The sequence below is a fragment of the Klebsiella sp. NPDC088457 genome (assembly GCF_044900465.1).
Taxonomy (GTDB): Bacteria; Pseudomonadota; Gammaproteobacteria; order Enterobacterales; family Enterobacteriaceae; genus Klebsiella.
Genome location: NZ_JBJDNH010000022.1, coordinates 67,766 through 86,398, shown reverse-complemented (window position 1 = coordinate 86,398; position 18,633 = coordinate 67,766). Strand labels below are relative to the sequence as shown.

The following is an 18,633-nucleotide window of genomic DNA, read 5'->3' as shown; positions in this document are numbered from 1 at the left end:
TTCGTGGCGACACTTTTTATTGCGGATTTGCACCTGCAAACAGAAGAACCGGCGATCACCGCCGGTTTTCTGCGCTTTTTGCGTGGAGAAGCCCGCGAGGCCGATGCGCTGTATATCCTCGGCGATCTGTTTGAAGCCTGGATCGGCGATGACGACCCAAACCCGTTGCATCAGGAAATCGCCTCTGCGCTGAACGAGTTAACCCGCTCGGGCGTCCCCTGCTATTTCATTCACGGTAACCGTGATTTTCTCATAGGCCAGCGCTTTGCACGCGCCTGCGGTATGACCCTGCTGGCGGAAGAAAAGGTGCTCGAGCTGTACGGTCACCGGGTACTGATTATGCATGGCGACACGCTCTGCACCGATGATGCCGGCTATCTGGCCTTTCGCGCCAAAGTGCATACGCCGTGGATTCAACGTCTGTTCCTTGCCCTGCCGCTGTTTATTCGCCGTCGCATTGCCGCGAGAATGCGCGCCGACAGCAAGGCGGCCAACAGCAGCAAGTCGATGGCGATTATGGATGTTAATCCGCAGGCCGTGGTTAATGTCATGGAAAAACATCGGGTGCAATGGTTGATTCATGGCCATACCCATCGCCCTGCCATCCATTCATTAAACGCCAACGGCGAACCCGCTTTTCGCGTGGTCCTCGGGGCGTGGCACAGCGAAGGCTCAATGGTCAAAGTCAGCAAAGACGACGTCGAACTGATTCCTTTCCCGTGGTAATTTTCCGCGTTTTTTCACCTTATCTCAGGTGACGCAACCGTTTTCCTTGCCAGAAGATCATGTTATTCTCTGTGGCCTCTAAAGCAGTGTGAAGCACACCCACAGGAGTTTTAAGACGCATGTCTTCCCGCAATAATTCGGCGCGTATCGCCATCGTGATGGGGTCCAAAAGCGACTGGGCTACCATGCAGTTTACCGCAGAAATCCTTGATGCCCTGAACGTGCCGTACCATGTTGAAGTGGTCTCCGCACACCGCACGCCCGATAAACTGTTCAGCTTCGCCGAAGGCGCGGAAAGCAACGGTTATCAGGTGATTATTGCCGGCGCGGGCGGCGCGGCGCATCTGCCGGGCATGATTGCGGCGAAAACGCTGGTGCCGGTCTTAGGCGTTCCGGTACAAAGCGCGGCGTTAAGCGGCGTAGACAGTCTTTACTCCATCGTCCAGATGCCGCGCGGGATCCCGGTCGGCACGCTGGCCATCGGCAAAGCCGGTGCCGCCAACGCGGCCCTGCTGGCGGCGCAGATTCTGGCTCAGCACGATGCTGAACTGCATCAGCGCCTGCGCGCCTGGCGTCAGGCCCAGACCGATGAAGTGCTGGAGAATCCGGACCCGCGGGGTGCGGCATGAAGCAGGTCTGCATCCTCGGCAACGGCCAGTTAGGCCGTATGCTGCGTCAGGCCGGCGAACCGCTGGGTATCGCCGTCTGGCCGGTCGGCCTTGAGGCCGATCCTGAAGCGGTGCCGTTTCAGCAAAGCGTGATCACCGCAGAAATCGAACGCTGGCCGGAAACGGCGCTCACCCGCGAGCTGGCGCGCCATCCGGCGTTTGTTAACCGCGACGTATTCCCGATTATTGCCGATCGTCTGACGCAAAAGCAGCTGTTCGACAAGCTGGGGCTCGCCACCGCGCCGTGGCAGCTGCTGGCGGATAAAAATGAGTGGCCGGCGATATTCGCGCGTCTCGGCGAGCTGGCCATCGTGAAACGCCGCGTCGGCGGTTACGACGGTCGTGGCCAATGGCGCCTGGCTGAAAGCGACATCGCCCAGCTGCCAGATGATAACTACGGCGAATGTATCGTTGAGCAGGGTATCAACTTTTCTGCCGAAGTCTCACTGGTTGGCGCCCGCGCGCGGGATGGCAGCACGGTATTCTATCCGCTGACCCGCAATCTGCATCAGGACGGTATTCTGCGCGCCAGCGTCGCCTTCCCGCAGGCCAATGCCCGCCAGCAGGATCAGGCTGAAAACATGCTTTCAGCGATTATGAACGAGCTGAACTACGTCGGCGTGATGGCGATGGAGTGTTTCGTCACCGCCGACGGCCTGCTGATTAACGAGCTGGCGCCGCGCGTGCATAACAGCGGCCACTGGACGCAGAACGGCGCCTCCATCAGCCAGTTCGAGCTACATCTGCGGGCGATCGTCGGATTACCGCTGCCGCCGCCGGTGGTAAACAGCCCGTCGGTGATGATCAACCTGATCGGCACCGGGCTTAATTACGACTGGCTGAAGCTGCCGCTGGTACATCTGCACTGGTACGATAAAGAGGTACGTCCGGGGCGCAAAGTGGGTCACCTGAACCTGACCGATAGCGATACCGACCGTCTGAGCGCGACGCTGGAAGCGTTGAAACCCTTACTGCCGCCCGAGTACGCCAGCGGTGTTTTCTGGGCACAATCTCAGTTGACCTCTCTCTCCTGACCCATGCAGGTTGCAGAACCGCCGCCAGCGCATCTGCAGCCTGCATGCGAACGGCTATTTGCCGGGGAATTGATCTTCCCCCTTCCCCGGCATACATTCAGGCGCGTAGAATCCCCTCCTTGCTTTAAAGATTTTCTCGCTTTAAAGATGCATTCCGTTTGACTTCAGAAGGATGACCCATGACAAATGGGACGGATTACCGCACCATTCTCACGGCGGATACGCCACTCATTGACGTCCGCGCCCCGGTCGAATTCCGCCAAAGCGCGCTCCCCGCAGCGCTTAACCTACCGCTGATGAATGATGAGGAACGCGCAGCCGTCGGTATCTGCTATAAACGCCAGGGAGCTGAAGCGGCTTTAGCGCTGGGCCATCGGTTGGTGAACGGCGAACTGCGGGACAGCCGCATCGCGGCATGGCGTGAAGCCTGCCTACGCTATCCTCAGGGCTATCTGTGCTGCGCGCGCGGCGGCCAGCGTTCCCACATCGTGCAGCAATGGCTGCGCGAATCCGGCATCGATTACCCGGCGATCGTCGGCGGCTATAAAGCGCTGCGCCAGGCCGCCATGCAACTCACCGAAGAGCTGGTCCAGCGGCCGATCGTGCTGATCGGCGGCTGCACCGGCAACGGTAAAACCCAGCTGGTCTGTTCACGTGCCGATGGGATCGATCTGGAAGGCCTCGCCCACCATCGCGGTTCATCGTTTGGCCGCACGTTGCGCGAACAGCACGCGCAGGCAACATTTGAAAACCACCTGGCCGTGGCGATGCTAAAAAAAGCGCGGCAGCACAGCCGCTGGGTGCTGGAAGATGAAGGGCATACGATCGGCGCGAATCATCTGCCGGAATGTCTGCGTCAGCGAATGGCGCAATCGCCGCTGGCGGTGGTCGAAGACCCGTTTGCTATCCGTCTGGAACGCCTGCGGGAAGAGTATTTTGAACGTATGCACCGCGACTTTATCGCCGCTTATGGCGAGGAGAAAGGCTGGCAGGAATACAGCGAATATCTGCATCACGGCCTGTTCGCCATTCGCCGTCGCCTGGGACTACAGCGTTTTGCCCAGCTCACCGCCCTGCTCGACGACGCGCTGGCGAAACAGTTGCGCAACGCCAGTAGCGAAGCTCATTTCAGCTGGCTGATTCCGCTGTTGCAAGAATATTACGATCCGATGTACCGCTATCAGCTCAGTAAAAAAGCGGACAAAATCATCTTCCGCGGTACCTGGTACGACGTCGCCTCCTGGCTGGCGCGCTGACCTGCGGCTCCCGGGTCGCGGTTTACGCCTTACCGGGCTACCTCTTAAGCCGTCGTTCTTGTAACCCGGCTAAGCGCAGCGCGAACCGGGGATAAACGGCATCGCGCTGCGCTGAGGGTGATGGCTTAGAAGTCGTAGCGCAGACGCACCAGATTCATATCGCCCAGGTTGTCGGTGCTGGAGGTAAAGACGTGCTCGTAATCGACGCGGAAACCATAATCCAGCTGGAAGCTAATCCCCAGACCGTTATCAATTCGCTGATAGTTGCGGCCATTCACGTACTCCAGGCGATCGCCCATAAAGTACGGCTGAACAGATTTAACCGCGTACTGACCAACCGGGAAGGTATACCCGGCGAAGTACTCAATCCCCCAGGCATCTCCGGCGAAGTAGTTGTCGACGTCGGCTTTTTTGGTGGTCAGGAAGTTCTGATACCAGCCGCCGCCGAAGGAGAAGGTCCAGTTATCCGGCGTCCAGCTTAGCGCCGTACCCACGATATTCTGATCGTAGGATTTATTATCCGCGCTTGACGGATCGCGCATTTCGGCACGGGTGTAGTTCCACGCGGTACCCCAGGTCAGATCTCTGGTGATGTGGTAATCCGCGCCCACCGAACCGCCGCCTTTACGCTTATAGCGCAGGCCATTGCCCGGCAGATATTCGCTATCCTCGAACAGATAAGAGGCATAAAGATCGACATCGCCAACGGTTTTCTTATATTTCAGCATATTACGAGAGCGATACGAACCATCGTAGTCGCCGTTAATCCCGTTGCCCGGCGCCTGGGCGACCATGTCGTAATCCCAGATATCGGTTTTCACCCCGACCACGTCGTAGTAGATACTGTTTTGCTGACCGTAGGTTAAGGTCCCCCAGGTGTCGCTCTTCAGCCCGGTATAGAGCATACGGCGCGAGGTATTATTGGCGCCTTCCGCATAGTGGTTATCCCAGTCAAACAGCGCCGGAATATTCACCCCCAGCTCGTAATAGCTGATCCAGCTAATATCATCAAACAGATAATAATCCGCGGCGAAGCGGAAACGGGTGCCGCCATCAAAGCCATTACGCTTATAAGAACCTTTGTCACCGTCACCGGACATCATGTTGAACTGCGGACGAATACTCCCGCCGACGGTGAAATTCAGGCGGCTCAACGGATCCCCGGCCTGCGGGTCTTGTTTCAGCAGCGTAATCTCAGCCTGGGATGCGAAAGAGGTTAACGCCAGGGTCGCGCCGATCGTCATCGCCAGCGCTTTTATTTTATGTGCCATGCTTTCTCCTCGAGTAATAAGCAACCTTATAATTCCTGGTTGAATATTAACTGCGATTTGACTCGCCGTGTTGTCGGTTTTTTAATGTTTAGTGCTCTTAAAAATCAGCAACTTATCATTTTGTGCGCTTAAAAAAAAAGCGCCGGTGATTTCACCGGCGCGTCATCAAAATGCAAAATAACTAGTGGCTGAATTGACGAAACAGCGCCTTGCCCTTCAATAAGCGCAGCCCCAGCCAGCCGCCGCATAATGACAGCAGGAAGGCGCCGCACAGCGGCAGCATCACCCACAGTCGCCAGTCCGGCGTCCACGGAAAATCAAAAACTTTGGTTTGCAGCATCGCCAGCGCCACCTCCGCCCCTATCGCCGCCACCAGCCCGGAAACCACGCCCAGCAGAGCGAACTCGGCCCACAGGGTGGTACGCAGTAGTGATTTCCCGGCCCCCAGCGTCCGCCAGACCACCAGCTCCTGATAACGCTGACGCATACCGACCTGAACCTGAGCCAGCAGCAGCAAAATGCCGCAGGCGGTCACCAGCACCACCATCACCTCCAGCGCCCGGCTGACCTGGGTTAATACCTGGCCCACCTGACGAAGAATCGCCCCAATATCCAGCAGGCTGACGGTGGGGAATTCACGGTTAAGCTGCGTCAGCAGCGTACTGCCATTATCCCAGCGGAAACTGGTCAGCCAGCTCTGCGGCTGCCCGTCGAGCGCGTTCGGCGGGAAGATAAAGAAGAAGTTGGGCCGCAGGCTCTCCCAGTCCACCTTGCGCACGCTGGTGACTTTAGCTCTGAAGTCCTGGGTATCGCCGGTAAAGGTCACGCTATCTCCGGGCTTAATCCCCAGCCGCTGCGCCAGGCCTTCCTCAATAGAGACCTCCCCGGCTTTCGGCGGCCAGCTTCCGGCCACCAGCGGATTATGATCCGGCCGCTCGCTGCGCCAGGTCAGGTTCAGCTCACGGTTCAGCGCCTCGTCCTTGCTCCCCTCCGTCGCCTGACCGTTAATCTGCGTCAGACGGGCGCGAACAATCGGGTAAAACTCGCTCGCCGTCACCTGGTGCCCCGCGAGGAAGGTTTTCACCGGCGCAACCTGATCCGGCGCAATATTAATCAGAAAGTAGTTGGGGCTTTCCGGCGGGAGCTGCTGCTGCCAGCGATCCAGCAGATCGCCACGCAGAACCAGCAGTAAGGCTAACAGCATAAACGACAGCGAGAAAGCCGCCAGCTGGCTTAGCGTCGACCACGGTTGACGCAGCAGACGGTTCACCGCGAGGCGCAAAGGCAGCGCTTTCAGCGTCACCCGCTTCAACACCCACAGCAGACCCCACCCCAGCAGGCCGCACAGCAGCGCCAGCACCACCGCCCCTGCCAGGACCGCCCACAGCAGCGGGCTGCCGCCCATCAGCCAGGCCAGCAGCAGTACCACCACCCCGCACACCAGCGGAATATAGAATTTCAGCGGCCAGACGTTGGCGACGATATCCTGGCGCAGTACCCGCAGCGGCAGCGTCGCCAGCAGCAGCCGATAGGGCCGCAGCCCCACCAGCAGTGAAATGACCACCATCGCGCCGATGGCCCATAGCCACGGCCAGCCGCTGGCAGGCGGCAGAGCGGCCGGCAGCACCGGTTTCAACATCACCAGCAGGATCTGCTCCAGCCCCGCGCCCATCGCCCCACCGGCCGCCACCGCCAGCGTCAGTAGCATCAGCCACTGGCCGACAATAAGCTTACGCAGCTGCGCTCGCCCGGCGCCGAGCGTTTTGAGGATCGCCACCAGATCGTAGCGGCTGCGGCAGTAATGACTCATCGCCACCGCCACCGCGGCGACCGCCAGCAGCAGGGTCAACAGCGCGGACAGCAGTAAAAACTGCTGCGAACGCTCCAGCGATTTGCCTAAGGCGCTGTCATCCTGCTCCAGACCAATCCAACGGTGCTCCGGGCCCAGTTTGGGTAACAGCCACTGCTCATAGGCCGCCAGCTGCGGCGCCGTACCGGCGAACTTATAGCGCCAGGAGACCCGACTCCCGGGCTGTACCGCGCCCGTTCTGGCGACGTCGGCGGTATTCATCATCAGCCGGGGCGCCATCTGGAAGGGGTTAAACCCGGCATCCGGTTCCTGGGTCACTTCTCCGGCAATGCGCAATCTGGCATCGCCCACGTCAATGGTATCGCCGGTTTTTAAATTCAGCAGCGCCATCAGACGCGGCGCCAGCAGCACGCTCCCGACCTGCGGTTTTAAGCCCGGCGGCTGGGTTTCCAGTTTGCCGTACAGCGGGTAGGAATCGTCAACCGCCTTGACGTCCGCCAGCTGTGGCGTATCGCCGGCAAAGGTCATGGTGGCGAAATTCAGCTGCTCCCCGACCGTTAGTCCGCGCCGACGCGCTTCGTCAATCCACGCCGCGGGCACCTCACGCGAGCTGCGCAGCGTCCGGTCCCCGGCCATAAATTCGCGGCTCTGCTGGCTCAGCCCCTTTTCCATGCGATCGCTTATCGACCCCAGCGCCAGCACGCAGGCCACCGCCAGGCTCAGCGCCAGCCAGACGATCAGCAGCGAAGGCGAGCGCCATTCGCGCCAGAACCAGCGGGCAATCATGCTTCCTCCTGCAGCTGGCCTTCCACCAGCCGCAGGCGCCGGTCGCAGCGCGCCGCCAGCAGCGGATCGTGGGTCACCAGAATCAGCGTGGTGCCGTGTTCGCGATTGAGAGAGAACAGCAGATCGGCGATTTTATCGCCGGTGTGTCGGTCAAGGTTGCCGGTCGGTTCATCGGCAAACAGCAGTTCAGGCCGGCCGTTAAAAGCGCGAGCCAGCGCCACCCGCTGCTGCTCGCCGCCGGAAAGCTGCGCCGGCAGGTGGTGAAGCCGTTTGCCCAGCCCCAGATGCTCCAGCAGCGCCCGGGCGCTTCCCCGGCTTTGGTTGTCGGTCTCGCCGCGGAGCAGCGCCGGAAGCTCGACGTTCTCCAGGGCATTCAGGGTCGGGATCAGCATAAATGACTGGAAGACGAAACCGACGTGCTGCGCCCGCAGCCGCGCCCGCGCCTCTTCGTCCATGTTATGCAACGGCTGCCCGAGTAAAGCGACTTCGCCGCTGCTGCCGTCGTCCAGCCCGGCGAGAATGGCCAGCAGCGTCGACTTGCCGGAACCCGACTCGCCAATCAGGGCGATGGTCTGCGCCGGTTTGACAACCAGCTCAACTCCGGTAAGGATGGAGAGCTGATGCTCTCCCTGACCGACGGACTTCTTAAGATGATGAACTTCAAGTATGTTTTCCGCTGGCATTTGCCTTTCCTGTTTCTGATTTTCTTTGCCTGCCGTGCCATGGCGGCAGACAAGCTGTTAGTTCTCGGCGATAGCCTGAGCGCCGGCTATCGGATGGCGGCCAACGCCGCATGGCCCGCGCTACTCAATGATAAGTGGCAGTCAAGAACCCCGGTTATCAACGCCAGCATCAGCGGCGACACATCGCAGCAAGGGCTGGCAAGACTGCCGGCGCTGCTCAAACAGCATCAGCCGCGCTGGGTACTGGTGGAGCTGGGCGGCAACGACGGGCTGCGCGGTTTCCCGCCGCAGCAAACGGAGCAGACCTTGCGTAGCGTTATTCAGGATATCAAAGCGGCCAACGCTCAGCCGTTACTGATGCAAATTCGCCTGCCCGCGAACTATGGGCGCCGTTATAATGAAGCCTTTAGCGCGATGTATCCGGCCCTCGCCAGGGAGTTTGATATCCCTCTGCTGCCCTTTTTTATGGAGGAGGTCTATCTGAAACCCCAATGGATGCAGGATGATGGCATCCATCCTAATCGCGATGCCCAGCCTTTTATTGCCGACTGGATGGCAACCCGACTGGCTCCCTTAGTTAATCATGACTCCTGATTCTCCGGAGTCGCTTGCAGGTAAAGTTATGCAAAAATCGGTTTTAGTTACAGGATGTTCCAGCGGTATTGGCCTTGAAAGCGCGCTCGATCTCAAACGCCAGGGTTTTCATGTTCTGGCCGCCTGCCGCAAAGCTGACGACGTTGCGCGGATGCAGGAACTCGGCCTGACCGGCATTTTGCTCGATCTCGACGACCCGCAAAGCGTTGAACGCGCCGCGGCGGAGGCGATCGCCCTGACCAACAATCGCCTGTATGGTCTGTTTAATAACGCCGGGTATGGCGTTTATGGCCCGCTGTCCACCATCAGCCGCCAGCAGATGGAGGCGCAATTTTCAGCCAACTTTTTTGGCGCCCACCAGCTGACGATGCTGCTGCTTCCCGCGATGGAGCCACACGGCGAGGGGCGTATCGTGATGACCTCCTCGGTGATGGGGATTATTTCCAGTCCCGGTCGCGGCGCCTACGCCGCCAGCAAATATGCGCTGGAAGCCTGGGCCGATGCCCTGCGCATGGAGCTACGCTATAGCGGCATCAAGGTCAGCCTGATAGAGCCCGGTCCCATTAGCACCCGCTTTACCAGCAACGTCAACCAGACGCAGCACGATAAGCCCGTGGAAAACCCCGGTATCGCCGCGCGCTTTACGCTCGGCCCGGAAGCGGTGGTGGAAAAAGTACGCCATGCTTTTAGTAGCGATAAACCTAAATTGCGCTATCCGGTGACCGTTGTGACCCACGCCGTGGCCTTGCTCAAACGCCTGCTGCCCGCGCGGATGATGGACAAAATTATCCAGGGTTGAGTTGAAGCTCCGGCTGCCGCCCCCATGTATACCCAAAATCGACTAAAGAGATGCGCTCATGTCAGTACAGAATGTTATCAATATTACCGAAGCTAACCTGCACCAGACGCTGGAGCAATCCGTGACGGCGCCGGTGCTGTTTTATTTCTGGTCAGCGCGCAGTCAGCACTGCGAGCAGCTGACGCCGGTCCTCGAAGGGCTGGCTGCGCAATATAACGGTCAGTTCACGCTGGCGAAAGTTGACTGCGACGCTGAGCAAATGCTCGCCTCGCAGTTTGGTCTGCGTTCAATTCCGACGGTTTATCTGTTCCAGAACGGCCAGCCGGTAGACGGCTTTGAAGGCCCGCAGTCGGAATCCGCTATCCGCGCGCTGCTGGACAAAGTCCTGCCGCGTGAAGAAGAGCTCAAAGCCCAGCAGGCGCTGGCGCTGATGCAGGAAGAGAAGTATCTCGAGGCGCTGCCGCTGCTGAAAGAGGCATGGCAGCTGTCGAACCAGGACAGCCAGATTGGCCTGCTGCTGGCGGAAACGCTGATCGCGCTGCAGCGTTCTGATGAGGCCGAAACGGTGCTGAAAACCGTTCCGCTGCAGGATCAGGATACCCGTTATCAGGGGTTGGTTGCGCAGATTGAGCTGCTTAAGCAGGCGGCCGACACGCCGGAAATTCAGCAGCTGCAGCAGCAGGTTGAGCAAAACCCGGACGATGCGCCGCTGGCGGCCCAGCTGGCATTACAGCTGCACCAGGTCGGGCGTAATGAAGAGGCGCTGGAGCTGCTGTTCAGCCATCTGAAGAAAGATTTAGCCGCCGGCGACGGCCAGGTGCGGAAGATGCTGCAGGAGATCCTTGCCGCGCTCGGCACCGGTGACGCATTAGCCGCGAAGTATCGTCGCCAGCTCTATTCGCTGCTGTACTAATCCCCTTATCCGCGTTAATCCCCCGGTCACGCTACGCTTACCGGGGCGACGGGCGGCATCGGCGGATAGCCCGGGTGGCGGCACGCGCGCCGTCGCCCGGGGAACCGTTTACGCGTGTTTTTTCAGCTGCGTCACCACCAGCTGATGGCGGGCGTTAAAGAACTTGCGGTAGGTCAGATAGCCGGCGATGATCGTCGATAAGCTGGCGGTCGACAGCAGCATAAACGTCACCATAATCTGATACTTAATCGCTTTCACCGGGTCAATGCCGGCAAAAATCAGCCCCGACATCATCCCGGGTAAACTCACCAGCCCCACCGTTTTCGCCGAATCAATCGTTGGGATCAACGAGGCGCGAATACTGTCGCGAATCAGCCCCGCGGCCGCCATTTTCGGCGTCGCCCCCAGGCTGAGCTTCTCCTGAATCTGCTGCTGCTCGCTGCTGAAACGCTGCCCCATATTGTTGTAGCACAGCCCGACCGCCACCATCGCGTTGCCGGCCACCATCCCGGCGATCGGAATCACCTGCATCGGCACAAAGGCAATCGAACCAGAAAACACCAGCACCGCCAGCGTCAGCCCGGCTCCGGTGGTGATCGCAATAAACGACGACACAAACGCCTTATCGATATATTTACTGCGTTTCTGCGCATTCCACGCGGCGTTAAAGCAAATAAACAGCACCATGAATAGCGTCAGCAGCGCATGATTCACATGGAAGATATATTTCAGGACGTAGCCGACAATAATCAGCTGTACCACCGCCCGACAGATACTCCAGATGATATCTTTTTCCAGCGCCAGCTTTTCCCGGTAGCTGACGATAATCGCCACCAGTACCAGCACCATCGAAAGCGCCAGCGATTCGTTGGTAATATTATGCCCGTTCATGAGACACCTCCGCCGCGTGGCCACCTGCCGGTTGCAGGGTAATCACTTCATCCGCATGGGCAATTTCATTGCTATCATGGGTGACCCACAGGACGGCAATATTTTTTTCCGTCGCATAGCGATGAATAATATCGTTTACGTTGCGTTTATTGCTGTCATCCAGCGCGCTGGTAATTTCATCGAGCAGCAGTACCTGCGGCAAAAATTGTAAATTACGAATGAGCGAAACCCGTTGCTTTTCTCCCCCCGACAGCTCATTAATCGATTTTTCCAGCGTATTGTCAGCCAGGCCAAAGCGCTGCAAATCGCCGATCAGCGCCTGCGGATCCGGCTGTTTATTACGGATCTGCCAGGGGAAAATCAGATTGTCATAGACCGAGTCGCCAAAGAGCACCGGGGTTTGCGCACAGTAGGAGACCTGCTGGCGGTAGCTTTCCGGCGACAGCGTATTAATATCCTGACCGGCAAAAAAAATCTGTCCCGAGGTGGGGCTAAGCAGCGAGGCGATAATTTTCAACAGAGTGCTTTTCCCGCAGCCGGAAGGCCCGGTAATCAGCTTAAATTCGCCCGCCTGCAGCTGGAGGCTAATATTATTAAGAATGACCGTCTCGTCAATGCGAAAGCCAACCTCATCAAGACGCAAAATAGCGTTATTTTCCTTCATTATTGTTCCACTTTTTTCCCACAAGGCAACGAGTTTACCCCAGTTTCCTTTCACCAGGATGAGGAGAAAGATATACTCAATTTAAACATGCGTCATTTTTTCTGGCGCCTCATCAGGCAATAAAACAGGAGGTTTTTTGATGCTGATTTTTATCCCTATTCTCATTTTCGTCGCGCTGGTCATCGTGACCGCGGGGGTGAAAATTGTCCCCCAGGGCTACCAGTGGACCGTCGAGCGTTTCGGTCGCTACACCGTGACCCTGCAGCCGGGCTTAAGTCTGGTGGTGCCGTTTATGGATCGCATCGGCCGCAAGATTAATATGATGGAGCAGGTGCTTGATATTCCCTCCCAGGAGGTGATTTCACGTGATAACGCCAATGTAACCATCGATGCCGTGTGCTTTATTCAGGTCATTGACGCGCCGAAAGCGGCTTATGAGGTCAGCAATTTGCAGCAGGCGATCGTTAACCTGACGATGACCAATATTCGTACCGTCCTCGGCTCAATGGAACTCGACGAAATGCTCTCCCAGCGCGACAGCATCAATACTCGCCTGCTGCATATTGTTGATGAAGCGACCAACCCATGGGGCGTCAAGATTACCCGTGTTGAAATTCGCGACGTCCGTCCGCCGGCAGAGCTTATCGCCTCGATGAACGCCCAGATGAAGGCCGAACGAACCAAACGCGCCTATATTCTTGAAGCCGAAGGGATACGTCAGGCCGAAATCCTCAAAGCCGAAGGGGAGAAGCAGTCGCAGATCCTCAAAGCCGAAGGCGAGCGACAGTCGGCATTCTTACAGGCCGAGGCCCGTGAGCGTTCCGCGGAAGCGGAAGCCCGCGCCACGCAGATGGTCTCTTCGGCGATTGCTTCCGGGGATATCCAGGCGATTAACTACTTTGTCGCGCAGAAATATACCGATGCGCTGCAGAAAATTGGCTCAGCCAATAACAGCAAAGTGGTGATGATGCCGCTGGAAGCCAGCAGCCTGATGGGATCGATTGCCGGTATTAGCGAACTGCTTAAGGAAAGCGCTGGCGAACGGAAAAAATCATGATGGCACTCATTCTCGCTCATCCGCATATTTTCTGGCTGAGCCTTGGCGGACTGCTGCTGGCGGCGGAGATGCTCGGCGGCAACGGCTATCTGCTGTGGAGCGGCATCGCGGGCGTCGTCACCGGGCTATTGACCTGGATGCTGCCGTTCGGCTGGGAATGGCAGGGGGCGCTGTTTGCCGCGCTGACCCTGCTGGCCGCCTGGCTGTGGTCGCACTGGCTACGCCGGCAGGTCAAACGCCAGCAGCCGGTTGACGCCCAGCTAAACCAGCGCGGGAAGCAGCTGCTCGGGCGTATTTTCACCCTCGAGACCGCATTGGTTAACGGCCATGGCAACGTCCGCGTCGGCGACAGCTCATGGCCGGTGGTTGCCGATGAGGACCTTGCCGCAGGCTGTCATGTGGAAGTCATTGCGGTCGAAGGCATTACGCTACGGGTCAGGGCCGTTCCTCCCCGCCTCTAAACCTGCGCCTTGCGATGGCAGCAGCCGGAGAGATTGTCGATAATCGGGCACTCCGCGCCGTCATCGCCGGGGCAGGATTCCGCCAGCGCCAGCAGATGCGTGCGCATATTTTGCAGCTCGCTGATATGGCGCTCAATATCCGCCACCTTCTCCAGCGTTCTGCGCTTAACGTCCGCGCTATGTCGCGACGGATCGTTGAACAAAAAAATCAGCTCCCGACACTCCTCGAGATTGAAACCGACCTGCCGCGCCTGGCGCAGTAAAGTCAGCTCTTCCAGGTGCCGTTGGCCGTAGCGGCGATAGCCGTTTTCGCTGCGCAGCGGCGGCGTGACCAGCCCCTTCTCTTCATAAAAGCGAATCGCTTTACTGGTTAAACCGGTTTTTTTTGCCACATCGCTGATATTCATTTTCCCTCCCCACTGCGGCGTCTTCTGCTCTCTATTGTAGGGCTAATCTCGCCATCCCCCACCCTTTCCTTGATGAATAAATATAAGCCATATCTTTCATCAGGTTAATGTTTCCCCTGCTCCCCCCTGACGCGATATCCATCACAAAAAATAACTTACCTCGCGTGAGAAATTGACCCACATCAAAGGTGCATTCTGTTTACACCTTAGTGACTGGACGCGCAGTTGATAAAACCCTATAAACGCGAATGCGATTAATTATCATTACAATTAAAGGTTACTTTGATGATGCCAGGAACATACCTGGGGAGCCTGCGCCTCTCCCCCCTCTCGTTATTTGTTGCCGCTACCGTTGCGGCGGCAAGCCCGACCATCTCAGCGCAAAATACCGGCGAAGAGACGCTGGTCGTTACCGCTAATCGTGCGGAATCCAGCCTCTGGGAGAGCCCGGCGACGATCCAGGTGATTGACCGCGCCACGCTGGATAAATCAACCAGCGTTTCTATCGCCGACGATCTGCAGGATATTCCCGGGGTTGAGGTGACCGACAACGCGCTGGCCGGCCGCAAGCAAATTCGTATTCGCGGCGAAGCCTCTTCCCGGGTGCTGATTTTGATCGACGGTCAGGTTGTCAGCTACCAGCGCGCCGGGCAGAACTACGGCGCCGGGCTGCTGATTGACGAATCGGCTCTCGAGCGTATCGAGGTGGTAAAAGGCCCGTACTCGGTTCTTTACGGCTCACAGGCCATTGGCGGCGTCGTCAACTTCATCACCAAAAAAGGCGGAGATAAGCCGCTCGCAGGCAGTATCAAAGCCGTCTATAACTCGGCCACCGCCGGCTGGGAAGAGTCTGCCGCCGCCTGGGGCAGCATCGGCAGCTTTGACTATCGTATCAACGGCAGCTACTCCGATCAGGGCGATCGCGACACCCCTGACGGCAGGTTGCCCAATACCCACTTTCGCAATAACGCTCAGGGCGTCTGGCTGGGCTACCATCTCGATCGCCATCAGTTCGGCCTGTCGCTCGATCGCTACAAAACCGCGACACAAACCTGGCTTAGCGATGCCGATAACCAGTATGACGAATTCAGCGTCCGCATCCCGAAACTGGAGCGCGAAAAGGTCGGGGTATTCTATGACTATGCTGCCGACGGCGATTACCTGAAGAAAATTCATTTCGACGCTTACACCCAGACCATTGAGCGTAAATTTGAAAACCGGGTCAAGACCACCCAGCCGATTCCCAGCCCGCTCATTCAGGCCCTGACGGTCAGCAATCAGACCCATACCCAGGATAAGCAGTACACCCAGGGCGTCACGTTACAGAGCAACTTCTCGCTGCCGGCGAACAACGAGCTGGTTCTCGGCACCCAGTATCAGCATGACAAGGTGAAGCAGGACTCCAGCAGCAGCACGCGCCAGACTGCCGCCACCGGCTTCTTCGATATCCAGAGCCACACCCTGTCGCATATTGAAGCCCAGCAGAGTAACACCTCATTGTTTGCGCAAAACGACTGGCATTTCGCCGACGACTGGACATGGACCGTTGGCGCGCGTCAGTACTGGCTCTCCTCGCGACTCGATCGTAGCGACAGCCTGAGCGACGGGGCCCGACAGTCCTCCGCTGGAAAATCGGCACATGACGATGAGTTCGTCACCTCCACCAGCCTGCGCTATTCCGGTTTTAAAGATATTGAACTGCGCGCCGCCTATGCGCAGGGGTATGTCTTCCCGACGTTAACCCAGCTGTTTATGCAGACGTCTGCTGGCGGCGGCGTGACCTACGGCAACCCCAATCTGCAAGCGGAACACTCCAATAACTATGAGCTGGGCGCCCGGTATAAAGGGAATATGTGGCTGATTGACGGGGCGATTTACTACTCCGAAGCCAAAGACTATATCGCCAGTCTGGCCTGCTCAGGAAACGCGATCTGTAACGGCAACAGTAGCTCCTCACGCGGTGAATATTACTACTACGACAATATTGACCGCGCCAAAACCTGGGGCATGGAGCTGACAGCGGAATACAACGGGTGGGCCGTATCCCCCTATCTGAGCGGCAATATTATTCGTCGTCAGTACCAGGGCGCGGCCCTCAAAACCTGGGATACCGGCGAACCGACGCTGACGGGGCGAGCGGGCCTGAAACACACGCTGCTGCTGAATGCGCTCAACGTTTCTTCCGATCTCTTCGTTCGCGCCGCCTCCAGTGCCAAAGATAACACCGGCAGTAAGGAGATTAACTATCCGGGCTGGGCCACCCTTAACCTCGCCTTCACGACCGAGTTTGGCCCGCAGGATCAGTATCAGGTCAACCTGGCGCTCAATAACCTGACCGACAAGCGCTACCAGACCGCCCATGAAACGATTCCTGCCGCAGGTTTTAACGCCGCGGTGGGCTTCGCATGGAATTTCTGACGATGAAGAGACTTATCGCAACCTTACTGGCTCTCGCCTGCGTCTGTAGCGCGCAGGCCGCCGAACGGCTGGTCGTCGCGGGCGGTTCGCTAACCGAACTTATCTTCGCGATGGGAGCTGGCAACCGCGTGGTCGGGGTAGATGAAACCACCTCTTATCCCCCGGAAACCGCCGCGCTGGCGCATATCGGCTACTGGAAGCAGCTCAGTAGCGAAGGCATTTTGTCCCTGCGCCCGGAGCGCTTTATCACCTGGCAGGATGCCGGGCCGCAAATCGTTCTCGACCAGCTACGCGCGCAACAGGTCAACGTCGTCACTCTGCCGCGCGTACCGGCTACGGTGGAACAGATGTACGCCAATATTCGCGAGCTGGCAAAAACGCTACAGACGCAGGAACAAGGCGAAGCGCTGGTGAACCGTATCCAGCAGCGCCTGGAACGCGTCCAGCGCAGCGTGGCGGCGAAAAGCGCGCCGGTCAAAGCGCTGTTTATTCTCTCCGCTGGCAGCAGCGCGCCGCAGGTCGCCGGTAAAGGCAGCGTCGCAGACGCCATTCTGAGCCTGGCAGGTGCCCGGAATGTGGCGACGCACAGGCAGTACAAAAGCTATAGCGCGGAATCGCTGATTGCGGCCAATCCGCAGGTGATTGTCGTGACTTCGCAAATGGTCGATGGCGATCTTAATCGTCTGCGCACGATAGTTGGTCTAACCCACACCGCCGCCTGGAAAAATCAGCGTATTGTCATCGTCGATCAAGCGCTGATCCTCGGCATGGGCCCTCGCGTCGCCGACGCAGTTGAGTCCCTGCACCAGCAATTTTGGCCTCAATAGATGGATTTGATGTAGACGTATGAATACTCACAACGCGCTGGATCTCACCCCGCATTTTGCGCTGGAGGGCAACCAGCCATTTAAAGATCGTCGCGCCACCATGCCGTGGCGCGGCGCGATCCCGATAGCCAAAGAGCAGCTGTCGCAAACCTGGCAAGCGGTCATCAGCCAGAGCGTGCCCCGGCGTAAAAGACTGGTGTACTTACACATTCCCTTTTGCGCCACCCACTGTACGTTCTGCGGTTTTTATCAAAACCGTTTTGCGGAGGATCATTGCGCCCGCTATACCGATGCTCTGCTGCGGGAAATCGCCATGGAAGCCGACAGCGCGCTGCACCAGTCGGCCCCCATCCATGCGGTTTACTTCGGCGGCGGTACGCCGTCTGCGCTATCGGCGCGGGATCTGGCGAGGATCATCACCGCGCTACGTGAACAGCTGCCGCTGGCGCCGGATTGTGAAATCACGATTGAAGGCCGGGTGCTTAACTTTGACGCGAACCGGATTGACGCCTGTCTGGATGCCGGCGCCAATCGTTTTTCCATCGGCATTCAGTCCTTCAACAGCAAGATCCGTAAGAAGATGGCCCGCACCTCCGACGGCCCGACGGCGATAGACTTTATGCAGAGGCTGGTGAAACGCGATCGCGCCGCCGTGGTGTGCGATCTCCTATTCGGCCTGCCCGGCCAGAATGCGGCGCTGTGGGGAGAAGATCTGGCGATCGCCGGTGATATTGGTCTCGACGGCGTCGATCTCTATGCCCTCAATGTGATCCCTCATACGCCGCTGGGCAAAGCCGTGGAAAACGGCCGAACCGTGGTCCCTTCTCCGGCCGAGCGGCGCGACCTTTATCTTCAGGGCTGTGATTTCATGGACGATGCGGGCTGGCGCTGCATCAGCAACAGCCACTGGGCGCGCACCACGCGTGAACGCAACCTTTACAACCTGTTGATTAAACAGGGTGCCGACTGCCTGGCATTTGGCTCCGGCGCGGGCGGTTCGGTCAACGGCTACTCGTGGATGGTCGAACGTAATCTCGCGGCCTGGCATGAATCCATCGCCGCCGGGAAAAAACCGCTGATGATGATGATGCGGACCGCCGAGCGCGGTTACCAGTGGCGCCACACCCTACAGGCGGGCGTTGAAACGGCGCGCATTCCGTTGGCTGAACTGACGCCCCATGCCGAAAAGTTAGCCCCTTTACTGAGCCAATGGCACCGGGCGGGACTCACCCGCGATGCCTCTACCTGCCTGCGTCTGACCAACGAGGGACGTTTCTGGGCAAGCAATATTTTGCAGTCTCTTGATGAACTGATTCAGGAACTTAATGCGCCGCGTATTGCGGTCGGGAAACCCTAACAGGAGTATTT

18 protein-coding genes are annotated in these 18,633 nt (G+C 58.3%); 12 read left to right on the top strand and 6 right to left on the bottom strand.

Annotated elements, in window-relative coordinates:
• Positions 1–3 precede the first annotated feature (3 nt).
• The 4 genes from lpxH (at position 4) to mnmH (ending at position 3,684) form a co-directional block, all read left to right on the top strand.
• A complete protein-coding gene (lpxH, locus tag ACI2JR_RS15630) occupies positions 4–726 on the top strand; it encodes a UDP-2,3-diacylglucosamine diphosphatase (RefSeq protein ID WP_462478930.1) in 723 nt (240 codons plus the stop codon).
• 119 nt (positions 727–845) lie between these two features.
• Complete coding sequence (gene purE, locus ACI2JR_RS15625; RefSeq protein WP_462478929.1) at positions 846–1,355, top strand: 5-(carboxyamino)imidazole ribonucleotide mutase; 510 nt, start codon at positions 846–848, stop codon at positions 1,353–1,355.
• A complete protein-coding gene (purK, locus tag ACI2JR_RS15620) occupies positions 1,352–2,428 on the top strand; it encodes a 5-(carboxyamino)imidazole ribonucleotide synthase (RefSeq protein ID WP_132728559.1) in 1,077 nt (358 codons plus the stop codon). The genes purE and purK overlap by 4 nt, the downstream gene beginning before the upstream one ends.
• A 179-nt stretch (positions 2,429–2,607) precedes the next feature.
• Positions 2,608–3,684 carry a tRNA 2-selenouridine(34) synthase MnmH gene (mnmH, locus tag ACI2JR_RS15615; RefSeq protein ID WP_462478928.1) on the top strand — a complete coding sequence of 359 codons (1,077 nt, stop codon included), beginning with the start codon at positions 2,608–2,610 and terminating at the stop codon, positions 3,682–3,684.
• A 125-nt stretch (positions 3,685–3,809) separates the two neighbouring features.
• Here mnmH and ACI2JR_RS15610 read toward each other — a convergent pair whose 3' ends face one another.
• From ACI2JR_RS15610 to ybbA, 3 genes are all read right to left on the bottom strand, one after another.
• Positions 3,810–4,955, bottom strand: a complete 1,146-nt coding sequence (locus ACI2JR_RS15610) for a porin (protein ID WP_132728555.1) — start codon at positions 4,953–4,955, stop codon at positions 3,810–3,812.
• A 181-nt stretch (positions 4,956–5,136) separates the two neighbouring features.
• Positions 5,137–7,551: a putative ABC transporter permease subunit YbbP gene (ybbP, locus tag ACI2JR_RS15605; RefSeq protein ID WP_462478927.1), complete on the bottom strand. Its 2,415-nt coding sequence runs from the start codon at positions 7,549–7,551 to the stop codon at positions 5,137–5,139.
• Positions 7,548–8,234 carry a putative ABC transporter ATP-binding protein YbbA gene (gene ybbA, locus ACI2JR_RS15600; protein ID WP_462478926.1) on the bottom strand — a complete coding sequence of 229 codons (687 nt, stop codon included), beginning with the start codon at positions 8,232–8,234 and terminating at the stop codon, positions 7,548–7,550. Before ybbA ends, ybbP begins: the two co-directional genes overlap by 4 nt.
• Here ybbA and tesA point away from each other — a divergent pair.
• From tesA to ACI2JR_RS15585, 3 genes are read left to right on the top strand one after another with little or no spacing between them, the layout of a single operon-like run.
• A complete protein-coding gene (tesA, locus tag ACI2JR_RS15595; RefSeq protein WP_462478943.1) occupies positions 8,205–8,828 on the top strand; it encodes a multifunctional acyl-CoA thioesterase I/protease I/lysophospholipase L1 in 624 nt (207 codons plus the stop codon). The two genes, ybbA and tesA, sit on opposite strands and share 30 nt — an antisense overlap.
• A complete protein-coding gene (locus ACI2JR_RS15590; protein WP_165905685.1) occupies positions 8,818–9,627 on the top strand; it encodes an SDR family oxidoreductase in 810 nt (269 codons plus the stop codon). The genes tesA and ACI2JR_RS15590 overlap by 11 nt, the downstream gene beginning before the upstream one ends.
• A gap of 58 nt (positions 9,628–9,685) precedes the next feature.
• Positions 9,686–10,540: a tetratricopeptide repeat protein gene (locus ACI2JR_RS15585; protein WP_462478925.1), complete on the top strand. Its 855-nt coding sequence runs from the start codon at positions 9,686–9,688 to the stop codon at positions 10,538–10,540.
• 108 nt (positions 10,541–10,648) lie between these two features.
• On the opposite strand, the gene fetB is transcribed toward ACI2JR_RS15585, so the two are convergent.
• Both fetB and fetA read right to left on the bottom strand, forming a co-directional pair.
• Positions 10,649–11,431, bottom strand: a complete 783-nt coding sequence (fetB, locus tag ACI2JR_RS15580; RefSeq protein ID WP_132728543.1) for an iron efflux ABC transporter permease subunit FetB — start codon at positions 11,429–11,431, stop codon at positions 10,649–10,651.
• Positions 11,418–12,095, bottom strand: coding sequence for an iron efflux ABC transporter ATP-binding subunit FetA (gene fetA / locus ACI2JR_RS15575; RefSeq protein ID WP_462478924.1), 678 nt, complete (start codon positions 12,093–12,095; stop codon positions 11,418–11,420). Before fetA ends, fetB begins: the two co-directional genes overlap by 14 nt.
• Before the next feature lie 139 nt (positions 12,096–12,234).
• Here fetA and ACI2JR_RS15570 point away from each other — a divergent pair, with 139 nt between their 5' ends.
• On the top strand, positions 12,235–13,152 hold the full coding sequence (locus ACI2JR_RS15570) for an SPFH domain-containing protein (RefSeq protein WP_132728539.1): 918 nt from the start codon (positions 12,235–12,237) through the stop codon (positions 13,150–13,152).
• Positions 13,149–13,613: an NfeD family protein gene (locus tag ACI2JR_RS15565; RefSeq protein ID WP_132728537.1), complete on the top strand. Its 465-nt coding sequence runs from the start codon at positions 13,149–13,151 to the stop codon at positions 13,611–13,613. Before ACI2JR_RS15570 ends, ACI2JR_RS15565 begins: the two co-directional genes overlap by 4 nt.
• Here the strand turns inward: ACI2JR_RS15565 and cueR are convergent.
• The gene (cueR, locus tag ACI2JR_RS15560) at positions 13,610–14,020 is read right to left on the bottom strand and encodes a Cu(I)-responsive transcriptional regulator (protein ID WP_132728535.1); all 411 of its coding nucleotides are present in this window, start codon (positions 14,018–14,020) and stop codon (positions 13,610–13,612) included. The two genes, ACI2JR_RS15565 and cueR, sit on opposite strands and share 4 nt — an antisense overlap.
• Positions 14,021–14,305: 285 nt before the next feature.
• Between cueR and ACI2JR_RS15555 the strand changes: the two genes are divergently transcribed.
• From ACI2JR_RS15555 to hutW, 3 genes are read left to right on the top strand one after another with little or no spacing between them, the layout of a single operon-like run.
• Positions 14,306–16,438 carry a TonB-dependent receptor plug domain-containing protein gene (locus ACI2JR_RS15555; protein ID WP_462478923.1) on the top strand — a complete coding sequence of 711 codons (2,133 nt, stop codon included), beginning with the start codon at positions 14,306–14,308 and terminating at the stop codon, positions 16,436–16,438.
• Between the two features lie 2 nt (positions 16,439–16,440).
• Positions 16,441–17,265, top strand: a complete 825-nt coding sequence (locus tag ACI2JR_RS15550) for a hemin ABC transporter substrate-binding protein (RefSeq protein ID WP_462478922.1) — start codon at positions 16,441–16,443, stop codon at positions 17,263–17,265.
• Between the two features lie 19 nt (positions 17,266–17,284).
• Positions 17,285–18,622: a heme anaerobic degradation radical SAM methyltransferase ChuW/HutW gene (gene hutW, locus ACI2JR_RS15545; protein ID WP_462478921.1), complete on the top strand. Its 1,338-nt coding sequence runs from the start codon at positions 17,285–17,287 to the stop codon at positions 18,620–18,622.
• Positions 18,623–18,633 lie beyond the last annotated feature (11 nt).

Excerpts from the sequence above, each read along its gene's own strand:
- fetA (WP_462478924.1), bottom strand. The coding sequence starts at position 12,095 with ATGAAGGAAAATAACGCTATTTTGCGTCTTGATGAGGTTGGCTTTCGC.
- ACI2JR_RS15555 (WP_462478923.1), top strand. The coding sequence starts at position 14,306 with ATGATGCCAGGAACATACCTGGGGAGCCTGCGCCTCTCCCCCCTCTCG.
- ACI2JR_RS15585 (WP_462478925.1), top strand. The coding sequence starts at position 9,686 with ATGTCAGTACAGAATGTTATCAATATTACCGAAGCTAACCTGCACCAG.
- ACI2JR_RS15550 (WP_462478922.1), top strand. The coding sequence starts at position 16,441 with ATGAAGAGACTTATCGCAACCTTACTGGCTCTCGCCTGCGTCTGTAGC.
- cueR (WP_132728535.1), bottom strand. The coding sequence starts at position 14,020 with ATGAATATCAGCGATGTGGCAAAAAAAACCGGTTTAACCAGTAAAGCG.
- ACI2JR_RS15565 (WP_132728537.1), top strand. The coding sequence starts at position 13,149 with ATGATGGCACTCATTCTCGCTCATCCGCATATTTTCTGGCTGAGCCTT.
- hutW (WP_462478921.1), top strand. The coding sequence starts at position 17,285 with ATGAATACTCACAACGCGCTGGATCTCACCCCGCATTTTGCGCTGGAG.
- fetB (WP_132728543.1), bottom strand. The coding sequence starts at position 11,431 with ATGAACGGGCATAATATTACCAACGAATCGCTGGCGCTTTCGATGGTG.
- ACI2JR_RS15590 (WP_165905685.1), top strand. The coding sequence starts at position 8,818 with ATGACTCCTGATTCTCCGGAGTCGCTTGCAGGTAAAGTTATGCAAAAA.
- ybbA (WP_462478926.1), bottom strand. The coding sequence starts at position 8,234 with ATGCCAGCGGAAAACATACTTGAAGTTCATCATCTTAAGAAGTCCGTC.
- tesA (WP_462478943.1), top strand. The coding sequence starts at position 8,205 with ATGAACTTCAAGTATGTTTTCCGCTGGCATTTGCCTTTCCTGTTTCTG.
- purK (WP_132728559.1), top strand. The coding sequence starts at position 1,352 with ATGAAGCAGGTCTGCATCCTCGGCAACGGCCAGTTAGGCCGTATGCTG.
- ACI2JR_RS15570 (WP_132728539.1), top strand. The coding sequence starts at position 12,235 with ATGCTGATTTTTATCCCTATTCTCATTTTCGTCGCGCTGGTCATCGTG.
- ACI2JR_RS15610 (WP_132728555.1), bottom strand. The coding sequence starts at position 4,955 with ATGGCACATAAAATAAAAGCGCTGGCGATGACGATCGGCGCGACCCTG.
- mnmH (WP_462478928.1), top strand. The coding sequence starts at position 2,608 with ATGACAAATGGGACGGATTACCGCACCATTCTCACGGCGGATACGCCA.
- purE (WP_462478929.1), top strand. The coding sequence starts at position 846 with ATGTCTTCCCGCAATAATTCGGCGCGTATCGCCATCGTGATGGGGTCC.
- ybbP (WP_462478927.1), bottom strand. The coding sequence starts at position 7,551 with ATGATTGCCCGCTGGTTCTGGCGCGAATGGCGCTCGCCTTCGCTGCTG.